Genomic DNA, 25,734 nt, shown 5'->3' on the forward strand with positions numbered 1-25,734 from the left:
TCGGCGCGGCTAGCGAGCCGCCGCCGCCTTGGTGCGGCCCCGAGCGGCCGTCGACTTGGCCGGCTTGCGCTGCCGCGATGGCGAAGGCTTGGCGCCCTTCGACGCTTTCCCTTCGTCGATCAACCGGCTGGCGTGATCGAGGATGCACGTGAGCCCGTACTCGAAATTCGTTTCATCGGGCGCGCCGATGCGGTGGCCGATCCGGGTCACCTGAGCGAGCAGCGGGGTCTTTTCGGGGTCGATGGCAACGGCATCTTCGATGGCCCGCGGTCCGATGTCCGATGACTGGTTCTTTTCATAGAGCCGCTGCAATACGACCGAACCGCGCACGTGCACCGAGATCGCAGAATAGGTGTCGAACGCATCCTCCGGTGACAGCCCGGCCTGCACCAGGTTGGCGACCGCCTTCTCCATCTCCTGAGCGCCCATCCGCGCCGCCTTCGGAGAAAGAGCGGCCCGAATCAGAATCAGGTCGCACAGAATTGGGTTGCCCATGAACGTCTTACGCATCAAGCGCGCGTGGTTGGCCAGCGTCTCACGCCAGTCGCTGGCTTCGACATAGGGCGTGGCGAACACGTACTTGCTCAGCGCGCGGTCGGTCATCGCGTTGAGCAGGTCGTCCTTCTTGCGGAAGTACCAGTAGATGCTCGTCACACCGACGCCGAGGTGTTTGCCGAGTAGCGGCATGCTCAGGTTGTCGATCGACACCTGCTCCGCGAGTTCGAATGCGCCGCTGATGATGTCGTCGGGATTGATGGACCCCCGCTCGCGTCGTTGACGCTTATCGGCGGTTGCCTGTTTTGCCACTACGGGCACCTCCATCAAAATCCGTTTTGTGCATGCGGTCTGGCCGGTACCATTGAATTTACCGGCACTTCTGTTTTGACCTGCGTCTATGCCTTCGTGTCACTTTATCCCTCTGCTACTGTAATACCTATCGTAGGCTTTTTGGTAAACCGGCTGGACAGGCGAAAATGACCAGACTAGGGCTACGGATTGCGCAATGGATCTAGGGCTGGCGAATGCCACTGCGGTGGTTGTCGGCGGTAGCCGCGGGATGGGATTGGCGACGGCACGCTGCTTCGCCGACGAGGGCGCCCGGGTCGCGGTGGTCGGCCGCAGGCGCGACGCCCTGGACGCCGCGGTGGCCGATCTCACGCAGCGCGGTAGCCCGGATGCGATCGGGCTGACGGCCGACATCGGGGACGACGGTGCGGTGGGCAAGGTGTTTGGCGAGCTCGCCCAGCGATGGGACGGTGAACTCAACGCGCTGGTCGTCACGGTGGGACCGGGCGCGGCCGGCACGTTCGAGCAGCTGACCGACGAGCAGTGGCGCCTGGCCGTCGAAGACGGCGTGCTGGGAATGGTGCGCTGCGTCCGCGCGGCGCTTCCGTTGTTGCGCAAGGCGCACTGGGCCCGGATCGTGAACTTCTCCGCACACTCGACGCAGCGGCAAAGCGTCATGCTGCCCGCGTATACGGCGGCGAAGTCGATGCTGACCAGCGTCTCGAAGAACCTGTCCCTGCTGCTGGCCAAGGACGAGATCTTGGTCAACGTGGTCTCGCCGGGCAGCATCGCATCGGAATCGCTGATCGGCTGGGCGAATTCGGTGGGGGTGGACGGCAACGACCCCTACGCCCTGATGGAAGCGATCGGCAAGCATTTCGGTCATCCCGCGCACATGCCGCGTGCCGGCTTGCCGGAGGAAATCGGGCCGGTCGCCGCGTTCCTCGCCTCGCGGCGCAACTCCTACATGACCGGCGCCAACATCAACGTCGACGGCGGTTCGGACTTCACCTGACGGTGGATCGAGGAAATCGATTGGCAGACAAAAGGAGTCGATTGTGGCGACGGCAGCGGAGGCGCGTGCGTGGGCGCCCGGCGCATTGCGGGGGATCGGTGACTCCCTCTACACCCCATTCTGCGGCGACGACGGCGATGACATCGACTGGGACGCCTATCGAACGCTGGTGCGCTATTGCGTCGGTGATCTCGGGCATCCGATGTTGTGGTGTACCAGTGGAATCGCGGAGTTCTGGTCGTTGACGCTCGATGAACGCAAACGCCTGCTGGAGGTGGCCGTCGAGGAAGCGCGCGGCATCAATCCCGGCGTGGTGGTGCAGGCGTGCACGGCGGCCATGTCGGCGAAGGACTGCCTGGACCTGACGCTGCACGCTCAGGAGGCGGGGGCCGACATCGCCTACATCCAAACGCCGATGATGGAGGCGCACGGCGGCGACGGCGTGCTGCGCTTCTTCAAATACGTGGCGGCGCGGACGGACATCGCTCTGGGCATGTTCAACTCGCCGTCCTCGGGTTACGTCTTGACGCCCGTCGAGAGCGCCCGTATCTACGACGAGGTTCCCGCGGTGTGCGCGACCAAGGAAGGGGCCTTCCGGCCGGCGAGCAGCCGGATGCTGCATCAGCTGGCGCCCGGTCTCTCGGTGTGGGAGTGCGACAAGACCGTCTACCGGGCCGGCTGGCTGCGCGACGGGATCGTCTGTCCGGCGCAATTAGGCACCGCCGGCTACCTTTTCGAGACGCCCGCCCGGCGACTGTTCTCCGAATACTGGGATTTGATTCACAGCGACAAACTCGTGGAGGCCATGGACTACGGCCGGGAGTCGGGCCTGGACCAATTCGACCTCGACATCGGATCCTGGTGGACGTGCTACCCGGGCCGCGCGGATTACTTCACCCACTGGGGCGGCGCGTTCAAGTATGCCGCGTCGCTCCTGGGTCTGCCGGTCGGCGCATATCCGCACTCCCGCCCCCCGCAGGCCGAGCTGCCCGCCGAGGCGAAGGCCCAGATAGAGAACGCCTACCAGCGGCTGGGCCTGCTGGAAACCGCACTGGGGTAACAGGTTTACCCGCCCGAAGCGGGCCCGGTCAGTGACCGGGCCCGCTCGACTGGCTGACCGGTTACTGCTGCTCGGCCCGCTCGCGCTCCTCGTAGGCCTTGGCCTTACCGCGGGCTTTCTCGGCGGCGGCTTCCTTCTTGCCGGCGTTGCGCTGCGCTTCCGCCTTGTCCTGCTGAGCCTTGCCCTCTTCGGTCAGGCCGTCGTTGCCGATGATGATCCCGATGACCTGCTTGGTCTTGCCGAGGACATCCTCGACGAGGCCGCGGACGAGCTCGACCGGACCACTCTTGACGTCAACCATTACGGCTACCTCCCTTGTCGACTGCTTGTCCCGGGTTTCCCGATCGCGCGCCCCGCGCAAACATGACATCAACGTGTCGCGCACCACATGCGTTACGGCGGGCGACGCTGCCCGCCGGGCGGTCGCTCCGCGGGCGCCCGAGCTTGGCGTTGCGATGCGTGAAACCGCAGTTTGGTCGGGTTTCGCCGCCGGGTCGCGGCGGTTGTGGAATGCGGTACCGATAGGTATACAGTATGGGTACAAACTCGCCAGTCGATCAGCTATGAGGGGACGGTCTGATGAGCGCCGCCAACCGTGTGGTCACTGACGAGGCGGTGTTGTATGAGACCACTGAAACCGGTGTTGCGATTCTGACGTTCAATCGCCCGGATCGGCTCAATGCGTGGGGCCCCGACATCGCCGCCGGGTTCTACGCGGCGATCGACCGCGCCGAACAGGACCCTGCCGTCCGGGCCATCGTGTTGACCGGCCGGGGCCGGGGGTTTTGCGCGGGCGCATATCTGGGCGCGCCGGGTTCGGCACCCGACTACGGCGAGACCATCGAGAAGGCCGGCAAGACGAAGCTGGCCGATTTGGTCGGGGAGCGCCCACCCCATTTCCTGACGACGTTGCGCAAGCCCGTCATCGCGGCCATCAACGGGGCTTGTGTGGGCATCGGGCTGACCCAGGCGCTGATGTGTGATGTCCGGTTCGCGGCCGCTGGCGCGAAGTTCGGCGCGGTGTTCGCGCGTCGCGGTCTAATCGCGGAGTTCGGCATCTCCTGGATACTGCCGCGGTTGACCAGCTGGGGCGTCGCCCTCGATCTGTTGCTCAGCGGGCGGACGTTCCTCGCCGAGGAGGCGGCCGAGCTGGGTCTCGTCAAAGAGGTTGTCGCGCCGGACGATTTGATGAAGCGTGCCCTCGAGTACGCCGAGGACATCGCCGCGAAATGCTCTCCGGCGTCGATGGCGGTGATCAAGAGGCAGGTGTACGGCGACGCGACCCGCGACGTCGAGCAGGCCAATTCGCTCGCCGAGGTTTTGTTGCACGAGGCGATGCCGCGCCCCGACGTCGTCGAGGGCATCACGAGCTTTCTCGAGAAGCGGCCGCCGCGATTCCCGTCGCTCGATTCGACCGACGCTTAATGTTCGCCGGTAACGGCGGAAAGGATGAACATGGCTGAGTTGGGTTACCAGGCGATCGACGTCGACAATCACTACTACGAGCCGCTGGACTCGTTCACCCGCCACCTGGACAAGAAGTTCAAGGGGCGGGGCGTCCAGATGGTCAACGAGGGCAATCGGACGTGGGCCGTGATCGGCGGCCGCATCAACCACTTCATCCCCAACCCCACCTTCGACCCGATCATCGTGCCGGGTTGCCTTGACCTGCTCTTCCGCGGCGAGATTCCCGAAGGCGTCGATCCGGCCTCGCTGATGAAGGTCGAACGGCTGGCGGAGCACCCCGAGTATCAGAACCGCGATGCCCGGATCGCGGTGATGGACACCCAGGACATCGAAACGGTATTCATGCTGCCGACATTCGGATGCGGAGTCGAGGAGGCGCTCAAGGCCGACATCGAGGCGACGATGGCGTCGGTGCATGCGTTCAATCTGTGGCTCGACGAGGACTGGGGTTTCGACCGGTCCGATCACCGAATCATTGCCGCACCGATCATCTCCCTGGCCGATCCGGCCAAGGCCGTCGAAGAGGTGGAGTTCGTGCTGGCCCGCGGCGCCAAGCTGGTGCTGGTGCGCCCGGCGCCGGTGCCCGGCTTGGTCAAGCCGAGGTCGCTGGGTGATCGCAGCCACGACCCGGTCTGGGCGCGGCTGGCCGAGGCCGGGGTGCCGGTCGGATTCCACCTGTCCGACAGCGGTTATCTACACATCGCGGCGGCCTGGGGCGGCAAAGCGACGTTCGAGGGCTTCGGCGCCAAGGATCCGCTGGATCAGGTGCTGCTCGACGACCGTGCCATTCACGACACGATGGCCTCGATGATCGTGCACGGGGTGTTCACCCGTCACCCGAAACTCAAGGCGGTCAGCATCGAGAACGGCTCGTACTTCGTGCACCGGCTGATCAAGCGATTGAAGAAGGCGGCGAACACCCAACCCCGGTACTTCCCCGAAGATCCGGTGGAACAGTTGCGCAACAACGTTTGGATCGCGCCCTACTACGAGGACGATCTGGCGGATCTCGCCGGCGCCATCGGCGTCGACAAGATCCTGTTCGGTTCCGACTGGCCGCACGGGGAAGGCCTCGAGTCGCCGGTGTCGTTCGCCGAGGAGCTGACGGGCTTCAGCGAGTCCGATGTTCGAAAGATCATGCGCGACAACGCGCTAGACCTGCTCGGCGTCCAAGTCGGTTCGGCCGCTTGATCCCCCTTGATCACCCAAGGCCGGCTACGTCAGTGAGCGAATGGACCATAGGGGCGGTTCTCGACGAGATCGCCCACGTCGTCGGGGACCGGACGATGACGATTTGCGGCAGTCGCCGCAGCACCTTTCGCGAGTCGGCCGAGCGCACCCGCAGGCTGGCAAACTTCTTGGCGGGCAACGGGTTAGGGGCACACCGGGAACGCGCAACCCTGCAGAATTGGGAATGCGGGCAGGACCGGGTGGCGCTGGTCATGCACAACGACCTGTACCCGGACGCGGTCATCGGCTGCCTCAAGGCCCGCACCGTGCCGGTGAACATCAACTACTACTACACTCCGCACGAGGTCGGCGAACTGCTCGACTATGTCAAGCCACGAGCGGTCATCTACCACCGCGCGCTGGGCGCGAAGTTCGCCGAGGTGCTGTCTCGTGACGGCGTAGAAGTGCTGGTGTCGGTCGATGACGGCAGCGGGGCTCCGGAACTGTCGGGCGCGATATCGTTGGATGACGCGCTGGCACAAGGGGATACCGACCGCGGTGCGACGGCGTCCCCGGACGATCTGCTGATGATCTGCACCGGCGGCACCACCGGTCGGCCCAAGGGTGTGCTGTGGCGACAGTCCGACATCTACGTGTCCTCGATGGTGGGCGCCGATCACGCCTGCGCACAGGAGATTCACGACAAGGTCGGCGGGCCGGCCGGGGCGCCGTGGTTCGCGGTGTCCCCGCTGATGCACGCGGCCGGCATGTGGACGGCGTTCGCGGCAATCATGGCCGGAACGCCGGTGGTGCTCTACGACACCGCCAAAAAGCTTGATCCGCGTCTGGTGTGGGCGACGGCCGAGCGCGAACGGGTCGGCATGATGACCATGGTCGGGGACGCCTACGCAGCGCCACTGGTGGCCGCACTGCGGAGCGGCTCCTACGACTTGTCCTCGCTGTACGCGATCGGCACCGGCGGCGCCGCAACGAATCCGTTGTATCAACAAGCCCTGGTGGAGCTCATACCCCAGCTCACCGTCATCAACGGCTACGGCTCATCGGAGACCGGGAACATGGGCTTCGGCCACAGCCGGCGCGGCTCCCAGGCCAACACCTTCACGCTGCGCGAAGGCGGTTTGGTTCTGTCCGAGGACTACAGCCGCTTCCTTTCCCCCGGCGAGCCGGAGGTGGGCTGGGTCGCCCGGGAAGGGCGAATACCGTTGGGATATCTCGACGATCCCGAGGCCACCCGCAAGACCTTCCCCGAGATCGACGGCAAACGAGTGGTGATCTCGGGTGACCGTGCCGCGCTGGAAGCCGACGGCACGTTGCGGTTGTACGGCCGTGGCTCGTTGGTGGTCAACACCGGCGGCGAGAAGGTCTTCGTCGAGGAAGTCGAAGAGGTGCTGCGGGCCCACCCGGCGGTCGCCGACGCGCTGGTGGTCGGCCGACCCAGCGAGCGCTGGGGCGAAGAGGTGGTCGCGCTCATCGAACTGCGGGACGGGGCCACCGGGAATGAGAAGGCCGCCGAGGAGCTCGACACGATCTGCACGTCGCGCCTGGCGCGGTTCAAGGCGCCCAAGGAGTTCCTCGTCGTTGAGCGGGTTCAGCGCTTGGGCAACGGTAAGGCGGATTACCGTTGAGCGAAACGTTACGCAACAGCAAAGGCGCCGATGTCGACATGAAAGCTATTGATTGCCTGGTCAATGTGCATTTCGGCGAGACCGAACAGCAGCCGACCTGGATGCTCAAAGTGCGTGACGAATACTTCAAGGGTCCGGAGTCCATGTTCGCACCGGTCGAGCTGTCGAAGCTGCTCGACGAGATGGACGCCCAGGGTGTGCGCAAGGCGATCTTGATGGACAGCCTGGTCAAGCCGTCGGTGACCGCGCGCAAATTCGTCGAGGAGAAGCCCGACCGTTTCGCCCTGGCGATGGGCGGGGTCAATCTGCTGCGCCCGATGCCGTCCCTGCGCGAACTGTCGGCAGTCGTCAACGACCTGCCCGTCGCCTATGCCGCTGTGGGACCGAGCTTTTGGGGCGACGGTCAGTACCCGCCCAGTGACGCGGTCTATTACCCGCTGTACACCAAGTGCGCCGAGCTCGGGCTGCCACTGTGTATCAACACCGGCATTCCCGGACCCCCGATCCCCGGGGAGGCGCAGAATCCGATCCACCTCGACCGGGTCTGTGTGCGATTCCCGGAAATGAAGCTGTGCATGATCCACGGCGCGGACCCGTGGTGGGACGTCGCGATCAGGCTGTTGATCAAGTACGCCAACCTGCGGTTGATGACGTCGGCGTGGTCGCCGAAGCGGCTGCCGGAGAGCCTGTTGCACTACATGCGGACCCGCGGGCCGAACAAGGTGATCTTCGCTTCCGACTGGCCGGTGCTGAAAATGCACCGCGTGGTTCCCGAAGCGGCGGGGCTGGACCTGCCCGCCGATGTGCTCGACAACTATCTCTACAACAATGCCCACGAATTCTTCTTCGGTGGCCAGGAGGAAGGCTGAAATGGACCGCTATGAGCTACGTAGGCTCGACTACAGCCTGACGTCGGATCACAAGGCGTTGCAGGCCGCCTACCGCGACTTCTTCAAGACGCATTGTTCGATCGAAACGGTGCGCGCCGCAGAGGAAACCGGGTTCGACAAGAACCTGTGGGAGCGGTTGTGCGCCATGGGAGCAACGACCATGGCGGTGCCGGAATCCGCGGGCGGAGACGGTGCCACCCTCGTCGACCTGACCCTGGTGGCCGAGGAGATCGGCCGGTCGCTGGCGCCGGTACCGTGGATCGACCAGGTCTGCACCGCACGGCTGCTCGCGCACCTCGGCGCGGTCGAACCCGATGTCGTCCACGGCAAGCGCCTCGTCGCCTTCGACCCGCAGCACGAGAGTGGCCGCGGGGCGCGGCTTTTGCCCACCGGGTCGATCGCCGATGAGATCATCGTGCGCGACGGCGACGACGTCGTCGCGTTGACGTTCGGCACGCGCCCGACCAAGGTGGACAACATCGGCCGCCTGCCGATGGCCTGGGTGGATCCCGCGTCCGCGGATACCCGCACCGTGCTGGCCGGCGGGTCCGAGGCGCTAGCGGAATATCGACGGGCGCTGGATGAATGGCGGGTGCTGAGTGCGGCGGCGTTGGTGGGCCTGGTGGAGGAGACCATGACCATCGCGGCCGAATTCGCCAAAACCCGCTACACGCTGGGTGTGCCGATCTCGACGCTGCAGGCCATCTCGCATCCGTTGGCCAACATCGCGATCACCGTGCAGGGCGGCCGCAATCTGGCGCGGCGCGCGGCCTGGTTTCTGGACAACGAGCCGCACGAGCGTCCGGAGTTGGCGCCCTCGGCGTTCGTGTTCATGGCGGAGGAGGCGGCGAAGGCCGCCACCATGGCGGTCCATATCCAAGGGGGACTGGGTGTTTCGGCGGAGGCCGCCGCGACGGCTTATCTGGTGCGAGCCCGTGGCTGGGCATTGGCCGGCGGGGATCCCGGCGCCAGCGCCAAGTATGTCGCCGAGCTGGTCGCCGCGCGTGAAAGTGGAAAGGGCGCCTAAGTGGATTTCTCACGGGTCACGCTGTCCGACGACGATCAGCGGTTCCTCGAAGAAGCGCGCGACTTCCTGCGCAGGCATGTGACGGAAGACGTCAAACGCCGGGACCGCGAAACGGGTGACAACTTCGACGAAGGAGTGCACCTGGCCTTGGGCGCCGCCGGCTACCTGGAACGCGAATGGAAGTCGCAGGCCGACGGCGGATTCAGCCGGCTGCGTCGCCGCATCTGGGAGCTGGAGAAGCGGCGCGCCCACGTGCCCTGGGTGACCTGGGGCACCACCGCCATGGTGGCCCGCTCGGTCGCGAAGTTCGGCTCGCCGCAGCTGCGGGACGAGGTGCTACCGGGCGTGTTCAGCGGCCATGTCCGGCTGTGCCTCGGTTACACCGAACCCGAGGGCGGGAGCGACATCGCCACCTGCAAGACCCGCGCGGTGCGCGACGGCGACGGCTGGATTATCAACGGCTCCAAGATGTTCACCACCGGCGCGCACAACTGCCAGTTCGTTTTCCTCATCACCAACACCGATCCGGGCGCGCAGAAGCACAAAAGCCTCACGATGTTCCTGGTTCCGCTGGACTCCCCGGGCATCGAGATTCAGGGCATCCGCACCGTCGACGGCGACCGCACCAACATCGTCTACTACAGCGACGTGCGCGTCGACGACAAGTATCGCCTGGGCGACGTGAACGCGGGCTGGACGGTGCTGCGCGAGCCCCTCAACACCGAGCACGGGGCGGTAGCGGCCGCGCCGGACGGGCTGCAGGACGTGTCGATCATGATGCACCAGGCCGGTTTCATGGCCGACGCCCTGGACAGGGCCGCGGCAACCGTTACGCGGCCGGACCCGAACGGGCGCAGGCTCATTGACGACGCCGCGGTGGCCTATCGCCTGGGACGCAGTGCCGCGCGGATGGAAGCCTCCCTGAGCGCCCCCAGCATCTTCGGGCGCGTCGCGCTGGCCCAGACGATGCGTGACATCGCCCCGGATCTGATGGACATCCTGGGCACGGCGTCGACGCTGCCCGCCGGCACCGACGGCGCGGCCGACGACGGCGCCGCCGAGTACGTGTACCGGTTCGCGCCGCTGGTCGGGATCTATGGCGGCACCCTCGAGGTGTTCCGCAACATGATCGCCCAGTACGTGCTGGGTCTGGGCAAGCCGGCGTACGCGCCGATCGCGCACAAAGCCTCGTAGCGTGTGAACTGCCGGCGGCTTTCGTCGGCGTGTCGTCGCCCAGGAATCACCCTGAAAGCCAACGATTCACACTCGACACAGCTCAGGTCGTGAGGATGGTCGCCGCGGCGGTGCCCGGCGCGCCGTACAACTGGGAGAATCCCACCTTGGGGTTGCCGGGCACCTGACGATCGCCCGCCTCGCCGCGCAGTTGGCGCACGATCTCGTGGATCTGCCGCAACCCGGACGCGCCGATGGGTTCGCCGTTGGCGATCAGCCCGCCGTCGGTGTTGACCGGCATCGCCCCGTGGATCTCGGTGGCGCCGTCGGCCAACAGCTTCTCCTGATCGCCGTGCTCGCAGAACCCGCACTCGGCCATGTGAATGATCTCGGCGCCGGCGTCGGTGTCCTGCAACTGGATCACGTCGACATCGTCGGGGCCGATGCCCGCCTTCTCGAACGCGGTGCGGGCGGCGTAAACGGTTGGGGCCACGCCCTCTTCGACGGGCGCGCACGTGGTGTTCACCTCGTACGCGCCATAGCGGCGGGTGCGGACCTCCACCGCCCGCAGATAGACGGGCTTGGAGGTATAGCGGTGCGCGACGTCCGCCCGGCACATGACCACGGCGGCGGCGCCCTCGTCGGGCGCGCAGAACATGTACTGGGTCAGCGGATAGTTGAGCATCGGCGAGCTGAGGATGTCTTCCTCGGTGATGGGCTTGCGGCGAAAGGCGTTGGGGTTCATGGCCCCGTTGCGGAAGTTCTTGGCGGCGACCTTGGCCAGGGTGTGCTGGGAGATGCCGTGGTCGTGCAGGTACCGGTTGGCTTTCATGCCGAAGAACTGGGTGGTCAGGTATTGGCCGTTCTCGGCATACCAGCGCGGCATTCCGACCAGGGCTGGGTCCTCGGTGAACGCGCCGCGTGGATGCTTGTCCAGGCCGATGGCGATGCCGATGTCGTAATCGCCCAGTCGGATACCGTCGGCGCACGCCTTGACGGCACTGGCCGCGGTCGCGCACGCGTTGAACACGTTGGTGAACGGGATGCCGGTCAGTCCGACCATGCCGACGATCGCGTCCGGGTTGGCCACCGTCCAGCTGCCGCCGGTGGCGAACTGGACGTCCCGCCAGGCGATACCGGCGTCGGCGACAGCGGCGTGGATGGCGTCGACGCCCATCTGCATCGCCGGCTTGCCCTCGAAGCGCCCGAACGGGTGTAAGCCCACGCCGATGATGGCGACATCATTCACTGCGCGCCACTCCTCACGCGATAGCCCCTGCATTCTTGAGTTCCTTGATCCGGTCCCAGTCCATGCCGAGCTCCATCAGGACCAGCTCGGTGTGCTCGCTGGCCTGCGGCGCGCGCGTCGTCGTCAGCGGCTCGTGGTTGAACTGGACGGGGCCGCGCACCACGCGGAAGGGCTTGCCGCCGCCGGCGAGCTCGACTTCGGCGATCATGTCGTTGGCGATCGCCTGCTCGTCGTCGATCAGGTCGACGAGGCTCTGGAACGGCGCCCATTGGCCCTTCATGGTCTTGAGGTGTTGGCGCCAATAGGCAAAGGGCTTGGCGGCGAAGGCCTTTGCGATCAATTCGGAGGCGGCGCCGGCGTTCTCGATCAGCGGGAGCACGTCGGAAAAGCGGGGATCGTCGGCCGCCTCGGGGATGCCGAGGTGTTCGAACGTGTCGCGGATCAGCCCGGTCGGGCTGATGATGCACAGGTTGATGGTGCCGCCGTCGGACGTCTCGTAGTTGCCCATGAACGGATTCACCGACATGGCGCCGGCCGAACCCGGCATGGGGGTGCGCATGACCTCGCCGGTCTCCATGCCCTGCGTCACGCTGGCGCCCGCCGCCCACCAGGCCGTGCTCAACAGGGACACGTCGAGCTCGACGGCCTCGCCGGTGCGTTCGCGGTGCAGCAGCGCGGCCGAGATGCCGCCGGCGATGAACATGCCGCCGATCGAATCACCGAACGCGGGAATGCCTTGTCCTAGTGCGCCGCCCAGCTCCTCGGGCGTCAGGGCGTAACCGATGCCGCTGCGCGTCCAGAACGCCGTGCCGTCGTAGCCGCCGGTGTCACGTTCGGCCCCCTTGTCGCCATAGGCCGAGCCGCGGGCGTACACGATGTTCGGATTCACCGCGCGAATGTGCTCCACGTCGAACTTGTGCTTCTGTCGCTGCGCGGGCATGTAGTTGGTGAGGAACACGTCCGCGGTCTTGGCCAGCTCGTAGATGACCTCCTGACCGCCGGGGGTGGAGACGTCGATGCCGACGCTGCGTTTGCCCCGGTTGGGATGTTCCATCAGCGGGTGCCGGTCCGGATCGACCTGAATGCCACCCATGTTGACGAAGCCGCGCTGGGTGTCGCCGCGTACCGGGTGCTCGACTTTGATGACGTCGGCGCCCCAGTCGGCCAGGATGGCTCCCGCCGCCGGAACGAAGGTGAACTGGGCGAGCTCGAGGACGCGAAAGCCCTGCATTACCTTGACCATTCCCGGGACCCTACTTGGCGTCGAAGGTAACCGGAAGTGCCGTCGGCGAGCGGAACGGATGACCGTGGATGTGCGGGCCATCGTCGGTCAACAACGTGACGTTGGTCAGCCGGTTCAGCAGGCATTCCATCGCGACGCGTGTTTCCAGCCGTGCCAGATGCAAACCCAGGCAGGTGTGCTCTCCGGCGGCGAACGAGATGTGTGGCGTGTGCCTGCGGAAGATGTCGAACTCTTCGGCGCGGTCCCAGCGGCGCTCGTCGCGGTTGGCCGAACCGATGCACACCCCGATCACCGACCGGGCCGGGATCTTCACGCCTTCCAACACGGTGTCTTCGGTCGTGAAGCGCTGCACGGTGGTCAGCGGTGTCTCGTAGCGCAGCCCTTCCTCGATGGCCGGTGCCAGCAGCTCGCGGTCGGCTTGCACCGCGGCGAACTGCTCCGGATGGGTGAGCAGCAGATACAGCAGGTTCCCCGACGAGCGATAGGTGGTCTCCAGGCCGGCGGGTAGCAGTAGACGCAGAAACGAGTAAATCGCTTCGTCGGTGAGCTTTTCGTTGTTGATCTCCGCGGTGACCAGGTCGCCGATGATGTCCTCGGTGGGCTTGGACTTGCGCTGTTCGATCTGCTCGACGAAATAGTCCTTGAGCGCCGTCGAGGCCTCGAAGGCACGTTCGTAGTTGACGTGATAGCTGATCAGCTGCACGGCACGGGTATGAAACATCGGCAGGTCTTCGTCGGGCAACCCGAGTAGGCGGGCGATGACCCGGGTGGGGAATTCGAACGTGAACTGCCGGACCAGGTCAGCCGTGCCGGTCGCGATGAACTCGTCGATCAGGGCATTGCAGATCGGCCGCACGACGGTCGGCTCCCAGCGGGCCAGCGCCTTGGACTTGAACGCCGCGGACACCAGGTTGCGGTGTTCACGGTGCTTTTTGCCCTCCATCGCCAGGATCGTCGGCCCCATGAACAGGCCGATGGTCTTGTCGTACGGCTTGGAGCTGAACGCCCGCCCATCTCGGAACACCGTGTTGACCGCGTCGAACGACATCACGGAGTACTCCTGCTTGGGCAGCAGCGATTCCGGGGTCTTGGAGTAGTCCATCACCGTGCCGGCGAACACACCGGCCTCCCGCCGCTTACGGGCAAAGAACGGGTAGGGGTCGCGCAGGCTGACGGTTTCGTCGCCGGCCCCGGCGGCGGTGTGAACGTTGGTCGTCACCTGATCTCCAGCGTCTTGATCTCAGCACGATCGAACACTTCTTCATAGAGATCCTACTGTAATAATTACAGTAGGCAATATGGGCACCGCTCTTGGGCCTCGGCGACGTCGGAAACTGTGCGCCAGCGGCCCAGCCGGAGACGGTCCCACACTTGGAAACGATTGAGCGTCAGCCGCTTTGCCCGCTTCGTCTCGTCTCGTCCTGCCTCTTCGGCGGTTACCGGCGTACCGGTCAGCCATTGACCGCCTGCTCGCGCGCCCATCGGTAGTCGGCCTTGCCGGACGGGCTGCGCTCGATGGCCGCGCGAAAGACGATCGCCTTGGGGAGTTTGTAGCGCGCCAGCGTCTGCGCGGCGTGGGCGACCAGTTCTGCGGGTTGCGCGCTGGCGCCCGGAGCGAGCGCCACCACGGCGACGACCTCCTGGCCCCACCGCTCGCTGGGGCGGCCGGCGACCACCACGTCGGCCACGGCGGGATGTGATGCGATGGCGGTTTCGACCTCCTCGACGAAGATCTTCTCGCCGCCGGAGTTGATGGTCACCGAGTCGCGGCCCAGCAATTCGATGGAGCCGTCGGTGCCGTGGCGCGCGCGATCACCGGGGACGGCGTAGCGAACGCCGTCGATCACCGGAAAGGTCTTGGCCGTCTTGGCCGCATCGCCCTTGTAGCCGAGCGGAACGTATCCCCGCTGCGCCAGCCAGCCCATCCCGTCGTGCCCGGGTGCCAGGATTGCCGAAAGATCCTCGGCGGCCACGAAAGTGTCCGGCCCGGCCTTGAACGTCCCCGTCGCCACCGCCCCCGACGTCGACAGGTGGTGCATCTGCGCCCCGGTCTCCGACGATCCGACACCGTCGACCACGACGGCGTTCGGCAGCGCCTCGATCAAGCGTTGCTTGACGTACGGGGTCAGCAGGGCGCCGCCGTTGGCGACGATCGCCAGCGACGACACATCGGCCATCCCCTTCTCGATGGCGGCGACCAGGGGACGCGCCATCGCGTCACCGACCACGGTGACCACCATGACCTTTTCCCGCTCGATGGTGCGCACCACGTCCTCGGCGTCCAAGTGGTCGACGACCGTGGGAAAGACGACGGACTGCCCCGTGGTGATCGCGGTCATCACGCTCCACTGGGCCGCACCGTGGATCAGCGGGGGCAGGATCATCAGCTTGGTGCCCGGCCCCGAGGCGGCGCGTTCGACGATCTCCTCGATGGAGCTCGACGGCTCGCCGGTCATCAGGTTCCGTCCGCCGAAGGACGTCATGAAAATGTCGTGCTGGCGCCACAACACGCCCTTCGGCATTCCCGTCGTGCCACCGGTGTACAGGACGTACAGGTCGTCGCCGGAGTGCTGCACGGGCGGCGGCTCCGGGGACACCGACGCCAGCGCGGTCTCGTAATCGACTGCGCCCTCGAGCAAGTCGTTACCCGAGTCGTCGGCGATCTGAATCAGCACGCGCAGCTGTGGCAGATCCGGCAAGATCTCCGCCACCCGCGGTGCGAACGCGGCGTGGTAAAGCAGCGCGGTGGCCCCGGCATCCGCCAGCAGGTAGTGCAACTCGCTCTTCACGTAGCGGAAGTTGACGTTGAACGGGGCGACGCGCGCCTCGAAGCTGCCCAGCAACGCCTCGACGAATTCGTTCCCGTTGTAGGCGTAGAGGCCCAGCAGATCTTGGCCCACTTCGTGGCCGCCGAGCGCGGAGCGCTCGGTGTGGCAGCCCAACCCCTGCGAATGCAGGTATGCGGCCAGCCGGGTGGAACGATCGATCACCTGCGCATAGGTGTAGCGCCGATCGCCCTGGATGATCAGCTCCCGGTCGGGGATCGCGGCGGCGACGGCCTTCGCAACGGCCGGAACCGTGAAGGTTGTTGTGGTGTCGAACATCGTGCCTCTCACGGCTGGTGGGGGAGCAGTCGGACCATCAGGCCATTGGCTTCGCTGAGCAAGGTTCCATCGGCGGCTATCATAGTAGCGTCAATGAAAACCTTCCTGCCTTCGATGTCGGCGATGCGGCCCTGGGCCGTCAGCGGCTGGTCGATCGGGGTGATGTTGCGGTAGTCGACGTGCAAATAGGCGGTGCGCGTGGGGCGGATGTCCGCGGTGGTCACCACCATGCCGAACAGCCAGTCATAGAACAGCGGGATCATGCCGCCGTGTACGGCCCGGTTCCCGCCGATGTGCGAGGTGGTGAAGTGACCGGCCATCGTCACGCCCCCAAGACCGGACTCCGTGACCAGCCAGGGCGGCATCAGGGGATGGGCCAGCCCGGGCAGGCTCAGCACCCGGCCTGCGACCGCCTCGGTCTCCGGGACCTGGTGGCCGTCCAGCAGCGCGCAGGCATTCTCCAGGTGCGCGGCCGCGGCGGCCCACACCGCGGGCTCCGGCCTGGTGGACACGGTCAGGTCCTGCAGGCGGCGCAGCGCGGCGACGAACGGGCCCAGTTCCGCTGGGGCGTCCTCGGCGGGTCTGACGTCGGGGAACCCGCCGCGAACCTCCGGTGCGGTATCGGTCATCGCGTTCCTTCGTCCCAAGTCCGCAGCAGCTCGTCGGTGCTGGTGATGGTGGCCAGCAGCGACAGCGTGTTGGCGATCATCGCTGCACCATAGTCGGCGGGGATGCCGGCGACCGCGTCGCGGGGGACGACCACCCGGTAGGCGGCGTTGACGGCGTCCATGACCAGGTTGGGGATGGCGATGTTCAGCGAAACACCCACCACGACAATGGTCGACACGCCGAGATTGCGCAGCACCGCGTCCAGGTCCGTGCCGCCCATCGGGCCCACACCGTGCCAGCGGCGCAACATTAAATCCGAAGGCTCCGGCCCCAATTCGGGCAGCAGTTCCGCGCCCGGCGTGCCGGGCGTGATGTCCACCCGGCTGACCCCGCCCAGCGCGAAGATCTTGGCGTTGCGGTTGGAGCCGAGCCCGTCGGACCGGCGCTGAACGAGGCAGTGCACGACGCGCACCCCCGCCGCCCGCGCCGCGGGCAGCAGGCGTGCGATGTTGGGCAGCGCCTCGCGTCGGGCTTCGGAGGCGAGCATCGCCAGTCCGGCGTCGGGACCCATCACCGCGCCCTGGCACTCCTGGGTGACGATCGCGGTGTGCGCGGGCGCGGTCAGTTCGGCCAGTCGATCCGTCATGCGTTGGCGCTCACCGGCGCGACGTCATAGAACTGCGTCGCCCACTTGCGCAGGGCCATATAACCTTTCGCGTCCGCCTGGGACAGCGGGGGTTGTTTTACGTACTTCTGGTAGCGCCAGATCTGCAAATCGTCGAACACGGTGGACAGGAACTGCTTCTCGATTACCTCCCGCAGTTTGCCCTCGGGCACGTCCGCGGTGTCGCCGGGCAGTCTCGGCCACCAGATCGAGTAGAACAGGTCTGAGCATTCGTCGTCGACCGGCGTGCAGGTGAAGATCAGCCGGTGGTTCTGCGCACCCTCGAAGACGCTGATCGCGCCGCCGAGGCCGAACAGGTGGCTGTGGAACCTCAGCGCGAGGTCGTCCGGGTTGTCGCTGCGCGCGTCGGGCCAGCCGGCGATGAATTGCCATTCCTGGTCGACGATCTTCCAGTCCAGCACCCTGGGCGTCACGGTGGCGTGATGAACGTACTCGAAATGCGCACTGTCGGGGGCATTCTCGGCCACGATCTGCGGGTGCACGGGTTCGCGCTCCGCGCGCCGGGAAAACTCCGGGTACGCCCGGTAGTACCGCGCCGGATCGGTCTCGAATTGAGGGAACTTGCCAAAGATGTCGGGCATTTCCCACTGCGGCTCCTTCCCGTCCGGCTGGTGCCAGACGAAGGCGCAGTCGTACTGCTCCCGAACGGGATAGACCCGCAGGCGTAGGCCGCGGTTGGGCCGCTCGGGTTGGTAGGGGATGTATTTGTTGCGGCCGTCCGGGCCCCAACGCCAGCCGTGGAAGGGGCACTCGACGCAGTCGGCGACGACCTTGCCGCCGTGGCCGAGGTGGGCGCCGAGGTGCTTGCAGTGCGCTTCCAGGACGTGCAGCTCGCCCTGCTCATCCCGGTAAGCCACCAGGTCTTCGCCGAAATAGCGCAGCGGCCGCGCCTCGCCGACGGGAAACTCTGGGGACCAGCCGACCATGAACCAGCCGGTGACCTTCCAGGTGAATGGGACTTTCACACCCGCGCCTCTCGCGATCGTTGATACTAAATTCATTACAGTATAGATTTCAGCAGTCCGGTCGGCGCGCGGCAAGGAGTGAAATGACTACAGCGGCTGACGACAACCTGAAGATCACCGGCGGTGACGATGGCAAAAGCTGACCCCTCGTTTTCGAAGCGAACCGGAGGACCTGCTGCACGAACTCGACGTCATCGTCTACGTCACCGGTTTTGACGCCATGACCGGTGCTCGTTGCCGCATCGATGTGCGCGGTCGCGGTGGAATGTCGATGGGCGAGTTCTGGGCCGCCGAGGGGCCGCTGTCGTATCTGGGCCTCGCGGTCGCCGGCTTCCCGAACCTGTTCATGGTTCAGGGGCCCGGCAGCCCGAGCGCCGCCACGAACTTTGTCGCTGCCCTCGAACAGCACGTGGAGTGGATCGGACGCATCCATCACAAGCTGGGTACAACGTCGCGATGCCGGTGCAGCCCGGCCACGGCTGCCGGCGACGCCAATGGCCGGTCTATCCCGACATGGATCCGCTGGGCAACGTGGCGGGCATGATGCGCGCGGTTTCCGAGGTGCGCGCCGTGGTGCGCTGGGTGCGGCCCCAGGCCACTTCGGTTGTGGTGGCCGGGATTTCGATGGGAACCCCGGTGGCCGCGCTGGTCTCCCACCTGGAAACGCAGACCGACGCCGTCGCCCTCTACGCGCCCATCCTGGGGCTCAACGCCATGATCGCGCGGCACCTGCAACGGTGGGGCTCATCGCGCGACGGATTCCGCGAACTGCTGGAATCGCCGGTGGTCACCGAGCTGACGTCGGTGATCGATCCCTTGGCGGTGATTCCGTCCCCGCCGCCGCAGCGCCGGCTTATCGTTGGGGCGTGGCATGACGGGATGGCGATGCGCGAGCCCGCGGACGCGTTGCAGGAACGCTGGGGAGGCCAACTGTACTGGTACGACGGCAGCCACGTCGGGCACATCTTCTCGCGACGGGCACAGCGCATCACCGACCGATTCCTGGGCGAGGTGGCCGCGCCGAAAGCGGACGGCGCGGTGCCCGACTGATGGCACCAACGTGGACCGCGCGAACCGTGGTCGAGCTCTACAACCTCGTCGTGTGGAATGAACGCAACATCGAACTGGCTGAGGACTTGTTGGGCGACACGGTGATTCGTCATGAGGTCGGTGGCGCTCGCACATTGTCGCACGGCGAAGCGGTGCAGCGGGTGGTGGACATGTGGAAGCTGGCCGAGTCGTTGCACTTCGACCTCAACATCGTCATCGAGGGCGACGACGGCGAGCACGTGGCGATCGTCTACGACTCGACGATCATCACCAAGGACGGCACCGAGACCAACATCGCCGGCATCGAGGTATTCCGCGTCGTCGACGGCAAGATAACCGAAGTGTGGAACGGCGGCTACCAGCAAGGGGTTTGGAATTGATACGGGCAGCGCTTGATGAATTGGGCTTCTACCTGCTGGCCGGGGCGGGCGGCGAGGGCCCGGCGACGTTGACCGACGAGGCCCGCCGCGGCGAGGAACTCGGCTTCGGCACCGCCTTCATCTCCGAGCGGTGGAACGTCAAGGAGGCGTCGTCTCTGGTCGGGGCGGCCTGCGCGGTGACCAACCGGATGCAGATCGCCACCGCCGCAACCAATCACAACACCCGCCATCCGCTGATCACCGGGTCGTGGGCCACCACCATGCATCGCCTGTCGGGCGGCCGGTTCACCCTGGGCGTCGGCCGCGGCATCGCCGCGATCTACGGGGCATTCGGCATCCCGGCGGTGACGACGGCGCAGATGGAGGACTGGGCCCAGGTCATGCGGCGGCTGTGGCACGGCGAGGTGATCTTCAATCACGACGGCCCGATGGGCAAGTATCCCATCCTGTTTCTCGATCCCGACTTCAACGAGGACATTCGGCTGGCGCTGGTGGCCTTCGGCCCCAACACCCTCGCCCTGGGCGGGCGCGTGTTCGACGACGTCATATTGCACACCTATTTCACCCCGGAGACCTTGCAGCGCAGCGTCCAAACCGTGAAGTCGGCCGCGGAAAAGGCCGGCCGCGACCCGGACGGCGTGCGGGTGTGGTCGTGCTTGGCCACCGTCGGTGACCATCTGCCCGAAGAACTGCGGCTGAAGAAGACCGTGGCGCGGCTGGCCACCTACCTGCAGGGCTACGGCGATCTGCTGGTGCGGACCAACAACTGGGATCCCACTGTGCTGCAACGCTTTCGCGAAGACTCGGTGGTCACCTCGATCGCGGGCGGGATCGATCACAAAGCCACCGCCGAGCAGATCGAGCACATCGCGACGCTGATTCCCGACGAATGGCTGAAGCCCTCGGCCACCGGGTCGCCGCAGCGGTGTGTGGATCGCATCCGTACGGAATTCGACTACGGGGCCGACGCGGTCATCCTGCACGGCGCCACCCCCGACGAGCTGGAGCCGATCGTCGCCGAATACCGCGAGACTGTAACCACCGACACCCGCACTCGGGAAACGCGTCGCTAGTTACAGTTTCGGGCCAGTGCTAAGGCATGATGACGGTCCGGGTGACCGGTTCGGCGGCGGCCTGCCGGCTGGACAGGCCGCGCTTCAAGGACGCCAGCAGCGCGTCGCGCGTCTCACGGGGGTCGATGAGTTCGTCGAAGCCCATGTGTTCGGCCGAGCCGAAGGACGCCTGCAGCTCGGCGTTGCGCAGCTTGGCCGAGAGGTCTTCGCCGGCGTGTGACGCGCGGCTGAGGGCCGCGGCGCTCATGGCGCCCATCGTCGCACCGGGATAGGCGAACGTCGCGACCTGATGGTCGAAGCCCAACAGCGACATGACCATGGACCCGAACCCATACGCCTTGCGCAGCGTGAGATGCAGCTTCAACGTGGTGGCGGCGGTCTGCGCGGCGAACATCCGCGCGCCGGCACGCAGCACGCCGCTGCGCTCGGAACGGCTGCCGGGCAGCATCCCGGGGTTGTCGGCGAGGAAGACGATGGGCAGGTGGAACGAGTCGGCCACCATGATGAAGTGCGCGGCCTTGTCGGCGGCGTCGGCGTCGATGGAGCCGGCCAGCACCTGAGGTTGGTTGGCCACCACCGCAACCGGGTGACCGCCGAGGTGGGCCAGCCCGCAGATGATCGCCTTGCCGAACTGCGGCTGTACCTCGAACCAGTCGGGGCTGTCGAAGACGACTTCGAGCACCGCGCGCATGTCGTAGACGCGGCGGTTGTCCCGGGACACGATGTCGAGCAGCTCCGGCGTCTGCCGCGGCTGGGCGGCCTCGTCCGCGGGAAGCGGCGGCGGGTAGGACCATGCGCTGGGCGGGAAGTAGGACAGGTAACGCCGGACGTCGTCAAGGACGGCCTCGTCGTCCTCGGAGACATTGTGGATCACGCCGCTCGGCAGGGCGACGGTGGGTCCGCCGAGGTCCTCCTTCGAAACCTCTTCTCCGGTGGATTCTTTGACGACAGGCGGTCCCGCGGTGAAGATCGCCCCCTGCCGGCTCATGATCCGGAAGTCGCAGACCGGCGCCACCAGTGCGCCGTGTCCGGCCGAGGGGCCGAGCACGGCCGCGACGGTCGGCACGCGGCCCGAGCACTGCGCCTGGGCCAGCAAGTCGGTGGGGGTCCGTCCGTAATGGCCACCGGTGGGGCGAAAGCCGGCCCCTTCGAGCAGCATCACCAGCGGAATTTTGTCCCGCACCGCCAGTTCGGCGATCCGGTACCGCTTCGAATTACCACCGGGGCCGATGCTGCCCGCCATGGTGGTGAAGTCCTCGGCGCCCAGCATCACCGGCGAGCCGTTGATCTCACCGGAGCCGACGACCAGGCCGTCGGCCGCGATCTCGCCGCCGACCAGGGTGCCGAGCTCGTGGAATGTCCCCGGGTCGAGTAGGTAGTCGATGCGCGCGCGGGCGTCGAGCTTGCCCTTGCCGCGATGCTTGTCGAGCCGCTCCGGCCCGCCCATGCCCCACGCCTGCCGACGGCGCCGCTCGAGATCCTCGAGCGTTTCTCCCCAATCCTGGGCTTTGGCCATGCCTATGTCCTACCTCATAGAAGATTCGTCGCGCGACCAGGTTTGTAGGGTCACATACTGGATTGCTTACGGTAAAGTTACCCGCATGCCTGACGCCGCTGGCAGGGAGGCCGACGAGGCGTCACTAATCGAGGAGTCTCAGCAGTGAGCGCAACGACGATGGACGAGGCCGCGAAGCTCTTGGCGGACCCGTTGGCGTACACCGACGACCGGCGGCTGCATGCCGCGCTGACGCACCTGCGCGCCAACGCCCCGGTGTCCTGGGTCGACGTCCCGAACTACCGGCCGTTCTGGGCGATCACCAAGCACGCCGACATCATGGATATCGAACGCGAAAACATGCTCTTCACCAACTGGCCCCGGCCGGTGCTGACGACCGCCGAAGGCGACGAGATGCAGGCGGCCGCCGGCGTGCGCACGCTGATCCATCTGGACGATCCACAGCACCGGGTGGTGCGCGCGATCGGCTCCGACTGGTTTCGCCCAAAGGCGATGCGGGCGTTGAAGGTTCGGGTGGACGAACTGGCAAAGATCTATGTCGACAAGATGATGGCGGCCGGCCCCGAATGCGACTTCGTTCAGGAGGTCGCGGTCAACTACCCGCTCTACGTCATCATGTCGCTGCTGGGGCTGCCCGAGGCCGATTTTCCGCGGATGCTCACGCTGACCCAGGAGTTGTTCGGCAGCGACGACTCCGAATTCAAACGGGGCAGCACGAACGAGGATCAGCTGCCGGCGCTGTTCGACATGTTCGGTTACTTCAACGGTGTGACGGCGTCGCGTCGCGAGCACCCGACCGAGGACCTGGCGTCGGCGATCGCGAACGCCCGCGTCGACGGCGAACCGCTGTCGGACATCGACACCGTGTCCTACTACCTGATCGTGGCCACCGCCGGCCACGACACCACCAGCGCGACCATATCCGGGGGGCTGCACGCCCTCATCGAGAATCCCGATCAACGCCGGCGCCTGCGCGACAACCCAGACTTGATGCCACTGGCCACCGAGGAGATGATCCGCTGGGTGACCCCGGTCAAGGAATTCATGCGGACCGCCGCCAGGGACACCACCGTGCGCGGAGTGCCCATCGCCGCGGGGGATTCGGTGCTGCTGTCCTATGTTTCGGCCAACCGTGACGAGGACGTCTTCAGCGAACCATTTCGCTTCGACGTCGGTCGCGACCCCAACAAGCACCTGGCGTTCGGTTACGGTGTGCACTTCTGCATGGGTGCTGCGCTGGCCCGGATGGAGGTCAACAGCTTCTTCTCCGAGTTGCTGCCCCGGCTCAAATCCATTGAACTGACCGGCGACCCAGAGCTGGTTGCCACCACCTTCGTGGGCGGACTCAAGCATCTGCCGGTTCGGTACTCGCTGGCCTGACCGCGGCCGCGCCGGCTGTCGCTACACTCCCTGTGGAGGTCGAGGCAATGGCGCGTAGGACGATTGTCATCACCGGTGCCAGCGACGGCATCGGCGCGGCAGCCGCCCGTCGGATCAGCCGCGGCGGCGCCAACGTGGTGCTGGTGGGGCGCTCGGAAGGCAAGACCGCCGCCGTGGCCGCGGAGCTCGACGCCGACTACTTCGTCGCAGACTTCGCCGACCTGTCCCAGGTGCACGCCCTGGCGGACAAGATCCGCTCCGAATATCCGCGCATCGACGTGCTGGGCAACAACGCCGGCGGCGTGTTCTCCAAGCCGCACCGCACGGCCGACGGTCACGAGATCACCCTTCAGGTCAACTACCTGGCACCCTTCCTGCTCACCACGCGGTTGCTGGACGTGCTGGTCGGTTCGCGGGCCACGATTGTCAACACGTCCAGTTCGTCGCAGCGGCTGTTGCGCAACGTCAAGCTCGCCGATTTCGATGCGACGGAACGACGCCGGCCCAGCACCGCCTACGCGGTAGCGAAGTTGGCAAACATCTTGTTCACCAGGGAATTACATCGGCGCTTTTGCGCCGATGGTCTTTCGGTTGCGGTGGTTCATCCAGGTTTCGTCAACACCAACATCGGTCATTCGTCCGGCTCGCGGTTCCTGACGACCGTGCAACGCACGCCGGTCAGCGGACTGATCAAGTCCCCGGATGATGGCGCCGATCAGCTGGTCTGGCTGGCCACCAGCGTGCCCGGCGTCGATTGGGCGGTCGGCGAATACTACGTGAAAGGCAAAGTCGCCAAAGCCAATCGGGCGGCCTACGATCCGGTCCTTGCGCGCGAGCTGTGGGATCACACCCTGGCCAAGCTCGCCTAGACGACCGGTCGGCAAACATTTCAATACTCACTAGTATCCATTCGATACCGAGGAGTATGCTGCTGACCATGTCACCTGTCAAGCCGCTCCGAACCCGCCCCACCCGCGGCGAGGTTCGCGACCGGATCCTGGACGCGGCGTCGAAGGTTTTCGCCGCCGAAGGATTCGCCGGGGCCACCATCGACGCCATCGGCCAGGCCGCGGGCTTCACCAAGGGTGCGGTTTACTCGAACTTCGAATCCAAGGACGAGCTGTTCCTGGCCCTGCTCGACCGCGAGTTCGAGCTGCGCGGCGAGCAGATCGCCACGGCCCTGGACAGCAGCGGCGGCGACACCGATGCGGCAGCACGCGAATTGAGTCGGTCATGGCTGCAGGCCGTTCGCGACCACTCCGATTTTTACGTGTTGTTCGTCGAATACTGGCTGCGCGCCCAGCGTGACCACCAGCTGCGCGAGCGCCTCATCGAACGCCGCCGCACCGCGGCCGCCGACCAAGCGGTGCACATCGTCGAAACGACCCCGTCCGCGGCCGACGATCGGGAGCTGGCCGACCTCGCCCAGCTCGTCGTCGCGATCAACCTCGGCATCGCGATGGAAGAGGTCCTGCGTCCCGGGACCATCAACCCCGACCTGCTCACGCGGCTGATCACCGCAGTGCTGCAATCGATCCCGGCTTCGGCCGATCAGGAAGAGCCCCATGGATACAGATGACGAGCCGGACACGGCGGCGCCGGTGATCACCGCCCACGGTTTAGGCGTCGACGGCGAGCACGGCCCGCTGTTTTCGGATATCGACCTCGCGCTCAGACCGGGTTTTCACGCGATTCAGATGCCCGGCGGGCCGGGGCAGACCACGCTGCTGCTGACGCTCGCGGGACGCTTCAAGCCGAGCCACGGCACGCTCACAGTCCTCGGCGAAACGACCCCGCGCGCGATCCGACGGCAGTGCTCGATCGCGGCCTTCGATGACATCGACGAGCTGGAGGATTCGGTGACCGTGGGGACCGTGATCGCCGAGCAACGTCGGTGGCTGGCGCCGTGGTATTCATCGGTGCCGCTGGAATCGGGTCCCGCCGAGTTCACCGAGGTCTTCGGGGAGATGGCCCCGCCGTCCCACGACACCTACATCGTCGAATTGTCGGACCTCGACCTGTTTTTGCTGCGAATCACGTTGGCGTTGCTGTCGAACCGTCCGATCCTGGTGGTCGGCGACCTCGAGCAGGTTCGCGACAGTTCCCGGCGAACGACCGCGGCGGACAGGCTCGGCGTGATCGCGAGGCGGCGCACCGTCGTCGTCGGGGTGACCAACCCGCTCGGCGCGGACGCACCCGACCACGAACTACACGATCACCGCATGTTGACCGGAGGGGGCTGAAAG

25 protein-coding genes and 1 pseudogene are annotated in these 25,734 nt (G+C 66.1%); 16 read left to right on the top strand and 10 right to left on the bottom strand.

Annotation, left to right across the window (positions count from 1 at the left end; genetic code table 11):
* Nucleotides 1-9: 9 nt before the first annotated feature.
* The gene (locus BST14_RS00505; protein WP_083062646.1) at nucleotides 10-822 is read right to left on the bottom strand and encodes a TetR/AcrR family transcriptional regulator; all 813 of its coding nucleotides are present in this window, start codon (nucleotides 820-822) and stop codon (nucleotides 10-12) included.
* A 181-nt stretch (nucleotides 823-1,003) separates the two neighbouring features.
* Between BST14_RS00505 and BST14_RS00510 the strand changes: the two genes are divergently transcribed.
* Both BST14_RS00510 and BST14_RS00515 read left to right on the top strand, forming a co-directional pair.
* The gene (locus tag BST14_RS00510) at nucleotides 1,004-1,801 is read left to right on the top strand and encodes an SDR family NAD(P)-dependent oxidoreductase (RefSeq protein WP_083062647.1); all 798 of its coding nucleotides are present in this window, start codon (nucleotides 1,004-1,006) and stop codon (nucleotides 1,799-1,801) included.
* A gap of 43 nt (nucleotides 1,802-1,844) precedes the next feature.
* Entirely contained in the window at nucleotides 1,845-2,861 is a 1,017-nt protein-coding gene (locus tag BST14_RS00515; protein ID WP_083062648.1) for a dihydrodipicolinate synthase family protein, read from the top strand.
* Between the two features lie 61 nt (nucleotides 2,862-2,922).
* Here BST14_RS00515 and mbp1 read toward each other — a convergent pair whose 3' ends face one another.
* Nucleotides 2,923-3,162 carry a microaggregate-binding protein 1 gene (gene mbp1 / locus BST14_RS00520; RefSeq protein WP_083062649.1) on the bottom strand — a complete coding sequence of 80 codons (240 nt, stop codon included), beginning with the start codon at nucleotides 3,160-3,162 and terminating at the stop codon, nucleotides 2,923-2,925.
* A 278-nt stretch (nucleotides 3,163-3,440) separates the two neighbouring features.
* Here mbp1 and BST14_RS00525 point away from each other — a divergent pair, with 278 nt between their 5' ends.
* From BST14_RS00525 to BST14_RS00550, 6 genes are read left to right on the top strand one after another with little or no spacing between them, the layout of a single operon-like run.
* Nucleotides 3,441-4,286: an enoyl-CoA hydratase gene (locus BST14_RS00525; protein ID WP_083062650.1), complete on the top strand. Its 846-nt coding sequence runs from the start codon at nucleotides 3,441-3,443 to the stop codon at nucleotides 4,284-4,286.
* A 30-nt stretch (nucleotides 4,287-4,316) separates the two neighbouring features.
* The gene (locus BST14_RS00530; protein ID WP_083062736.1) at nucleotides 4,317-5,519 is read left to right on the top strand and encodes an amidohydrolase family protein; all 1,203 of its coding nucleotides are present in this window, start codon (nucleotides 4,317-4,319) and stop codon (nucleotides 5,517-5,519) included.
* Nucleotides 5,520-5,551: 32 nt separating this feature from the next.
* Complete coding sequence (locus tag BST14_RS00535) at nucleotides 5,552-7,144, top strand: acyl-CoA synthetase (RefSeq protein ID WP_083062651.1); 1,593 nt, start codon at nucleotides 5,552-5,554, stop codon at nucleotides 7,142-7,144.
* A 38-nt stretch (nucleotides 7,145-7,182) separates the two neighbouring features.
* Nucleotides 7,183-8,013, top strand: a complete 831-nt coding sequence (locus BST14_RS00540; RefSeq protein WP_083062652.1) for an amidohydrolase family protein — start codon at nucleotides 7,183-7,185, stop codon at nucleotides 8,011-8,013.
* A 1-nt stretch (nucleotide 8,014) separates the two neighbouring features.
* Complete coding sequence (locus BST14_RS00545; RefSeq protein WP_083062653.1) at nucleotides 8,015-9,061, top strand: acyl-CoA dehydrogenase family protein; 1,047 nt, start codon at nucleotides 8,015-8,017, stop codon at nucleotides 9,059-9,061.
* The gene (locus BST14_RS00550) at nucleotides 9,062-10,255 is read left to right on the top strand and encodes an acyl-CoA dehydrogenase family protein (protein WP_083062654.1); all 1,194 of its coding nucleotides are present in this window, start codon (nucleotides 9,062-9,064) and stop codon (nucleotides 10,253-10,255) included.
* Between the two features lie 82 nt (nucleotides 10,256-10,337).
* Here the strand turns inward: BST14_RS00550 and BST14_RS00555 are convergent, their stop codons facing one another.
* From BST14_RS00555 to BST14_RS00585, 7 genes are all read right to left on the bottom strand, one after another.
* Complete coding sequence (locus BST14_RS00555) at nucleotides 10,338-11,483, bottom strand: thiolase family protein (RefSeq protein WP_083062655.1); 1,146 nt, start codon at nucleotides 11,481-11,483, stop codon at nucleotides 10,338-10,340.
* A gap of 13 nt (nucleotides 11,484-11,496) precedes the next feature.
* Nucleotides 11,497-12,714 carry a CaiB/BaiF CoA transferase family protein gene (locus BST14_RS00560; protein ID WP_083062737.1) on the bottom strand — a complete coding sequence of 406 codons (1,218 nt, stop codon included), beginning with the start codon at nucleotides 12,712-12,714 and terminating at the stop codon, nucleotides 11,497-11,499.
* Between the two features lie 22 nt (nucleotides 12,715-12,736).
* The gene (locus BST14_RS00565) at nucleotides 12,737-13,945 is read right to left on the bottom strand and encodes a cytochrome P450 (RefSeq protein WP_083062656.1); all 1,209 of its coding nucleotides are present in this window, start codon (nucleotides 13,943-13,945) and stop codon (nucleotides 12,737-12,739) included.
* Nucleotides 13,946-14,177: 232 nt separating this feature from the next.
* Nucleotides 14,178-15,830 (bottom strand): acyl-CoA synthetase, encoded by a 1,653-nt coding sequence (locus tag BST14_RS00570; RefSeq protein WP_083062657.1) that lies wholly within the window; start codon nucleotides 15,828-15,830, stop codon nucleotides 14,178-14,180.
* Between the two features lie 8 nt (nucleotides 15,831-15,838).
* Nucleotides 15,839-16,459, bottom strand: a complete 621-nt coding sequence (locus tag BST14_RS00575) for a PaaI family thioesterase (protein WP_083062658.1) — start codon at nucleotides 16,457-16,459, stop codon at nucleotides 15,839-15,841.
* Nucleotides 16,456-17,085 carry a cysteine hydrolase family protein gene (locus tag BST14_RS00580; protein WP_083062659.1) on the bottom strand — a complete coding sequence of 210 codons (630 nt, stop codon included), beginning with the start codon at nucleotides 17,083-17,085 and terminating at the stop codon, nucleotides 16,456-16,458. Before BST14_RS00580 ends, BST14_RS00575 begins: the two co-directional genes overlap by 4 nt.
* The gene (locus BST14_RS00585) at nucleotides 17,082-18,089 is read right to left on the bottom strand and encodes a Rieske 2Fe-2S domain-containing protein (protein ID WP_083062660.1); all 1,008 of its coding nucleotides are present in this window, start codon (nucleotides 18,087-18,089) and stop codon (nucleotides 17,082-17,084) included. Before BST14_RS00585 ends, BST14_RS00580 begins: the two co-directional genes overlap by 4 nt.
* A gap of 166 nt (nucleotides 18,090-18,255) precedes the next feature.
* Here BST14_RS00585 and BST14_RS00590 point away from each other — a divergent pair.
* The 4 genes and pseudogenes from BST14_RS00590 to BST14_RS00605 all read left to right on the top strand — a co-directional run.
* A pseudogene (locus BST14_RS00590) lies at nucleotides 18,256-18,513 on the top strand (cyclohexanone monooxygenase); the annotation flags it as partial.
* A 32-nt stretch (nucleotides 18,514-18,545) separates the two neighbouring features.
* Nucleotides 18,546-19,139 (top strand): alpha/beta fold hydrolase, encoded by a 594-nt coding sequence (locus BST14_RS00595; protein ID WP_438502115.1) that lies wholly within the window; start codon nucleotides 18,546-18,548, stop codon nucleotides 19,137-19,139.
* The gene (locus tag BST14_RS00600; protein WP_083062661.1) at nucleotides 19,139-19,519 is read left to right on the top strand and encodes a nuclear transport factor 2 family protein; all 381 of its coding nucleotides are present in this window, start codon (nucleotides 19,139-19,141) and stop codon (nucleotides 19,517-19,519) included. Before BST14_RS00595 ends, BST14_RS00600 begins: the two co-directional genes overlap by 1 nt.
* Nucleotides 19,483-20,592 (top strand): TIGR03857 family LLM class F420-dependent oxidoreductase, encoded by a 1,110-nt coding sequence (locus BST14_RS00605; RefSeq protein ID WP_083062662.1) that lies wholly within the window; start codon nucleotides 19,483-19,485, stop codon nucleotides 20,590-20,592. Before BST14_RS00600 ends, BST14_RS00605 begins: the two co-directional genes overlap by 37 nt.
* A gap of 19 nt (nucleotides 20,593-20,611) precedes the next feature.
* Here the strand turns inward: BST14_RS00605 and BST14_RS00610 are convergent, their stop codons facing one another.
* Nucleotides 20,612-22,108 carry an acyl-CoA carboxylase subunit beta gene (locus BST14_RS00610; protein ID WP_083062663.1) on the bottom strand — a complete coding sequence of 499 codons (1,497 nt, stop codon included), beginning with the start codon at nucleotides 22,106-22,108 and terminating at the stop codon, nucleotides 20,612-20,614.
* 159 nt (nucleotides 22,109-22,267) lie between these two features.
* Between BST14_RS00610 and BST14_RS00615 the strand changes: the two genes are divergently transcribed.
* Genes BST14_RS00615 through BST14_RS00630 form a run of 4 tightly spaced genes read left to right on the top strand, consistent with a single transcriptional unit; the run spans nucleotide 22,268 to nucleotide 25,731 of the window.
* Nucleotides 22,268-23,488 (top strand): cytochrome P450, encoded by a 1,221-nt coding sequence (locus tag BST14_RS00615; protein ID WP_083062664.1) that lies wholly within the window; start codon nucleotides 22,268-22,270, stop codon nucleotides 23,486-23,488.
* Between the two features lie 47 nt (nucleotides 23,489-23,535).
* Entirely contained in the window at nucleotides 23,536-24,357 is an 822-nt protein-coding gene (locus BST14_RS00620; protein WP_083062738.1) for an SDR family NAD(P)-dependent oxidoreductase, read from the top strand.
* Between the two features lie 56 nt (nucleotides 24,358-24,413).
* Entirely contained in the window at nucleotides 24,414-25,067 is a 654-nt protein-coding gene (locus BST14_RS00625; RefSeq protein ID WP_083062665.1) for a TetR/AcrR family transcriptional regulator, read from the top strand.
* A complete protein-coding gene (locus BST14_RS00630) occupies nucleotides 25,054-25,731 on the top strand; it encodes a hypothetical protein (RefSeq protein ID WP_083062666.1) in 678 nt (225 codons plus the stop codon). Before BST14_RS00625 ends, BST14_RS00630 begins: the two co-directional genes overlap by 14 nt.
* Nucleotides 25,732-25,734: the final 3 nt, after the last annotated feature.

The organism is Mycobacterium arosiense ATCC BAA-1401 = DSM 45069, assembly GCF_002086125.1.
Taxonomy (GTDB): domain Bacteria; phylum Actinomycetota; class Actinomycetes; order Mycobacteriales; family Mycobacteriaceae; genus Mycobacterium; species Mycobacterium arosiense.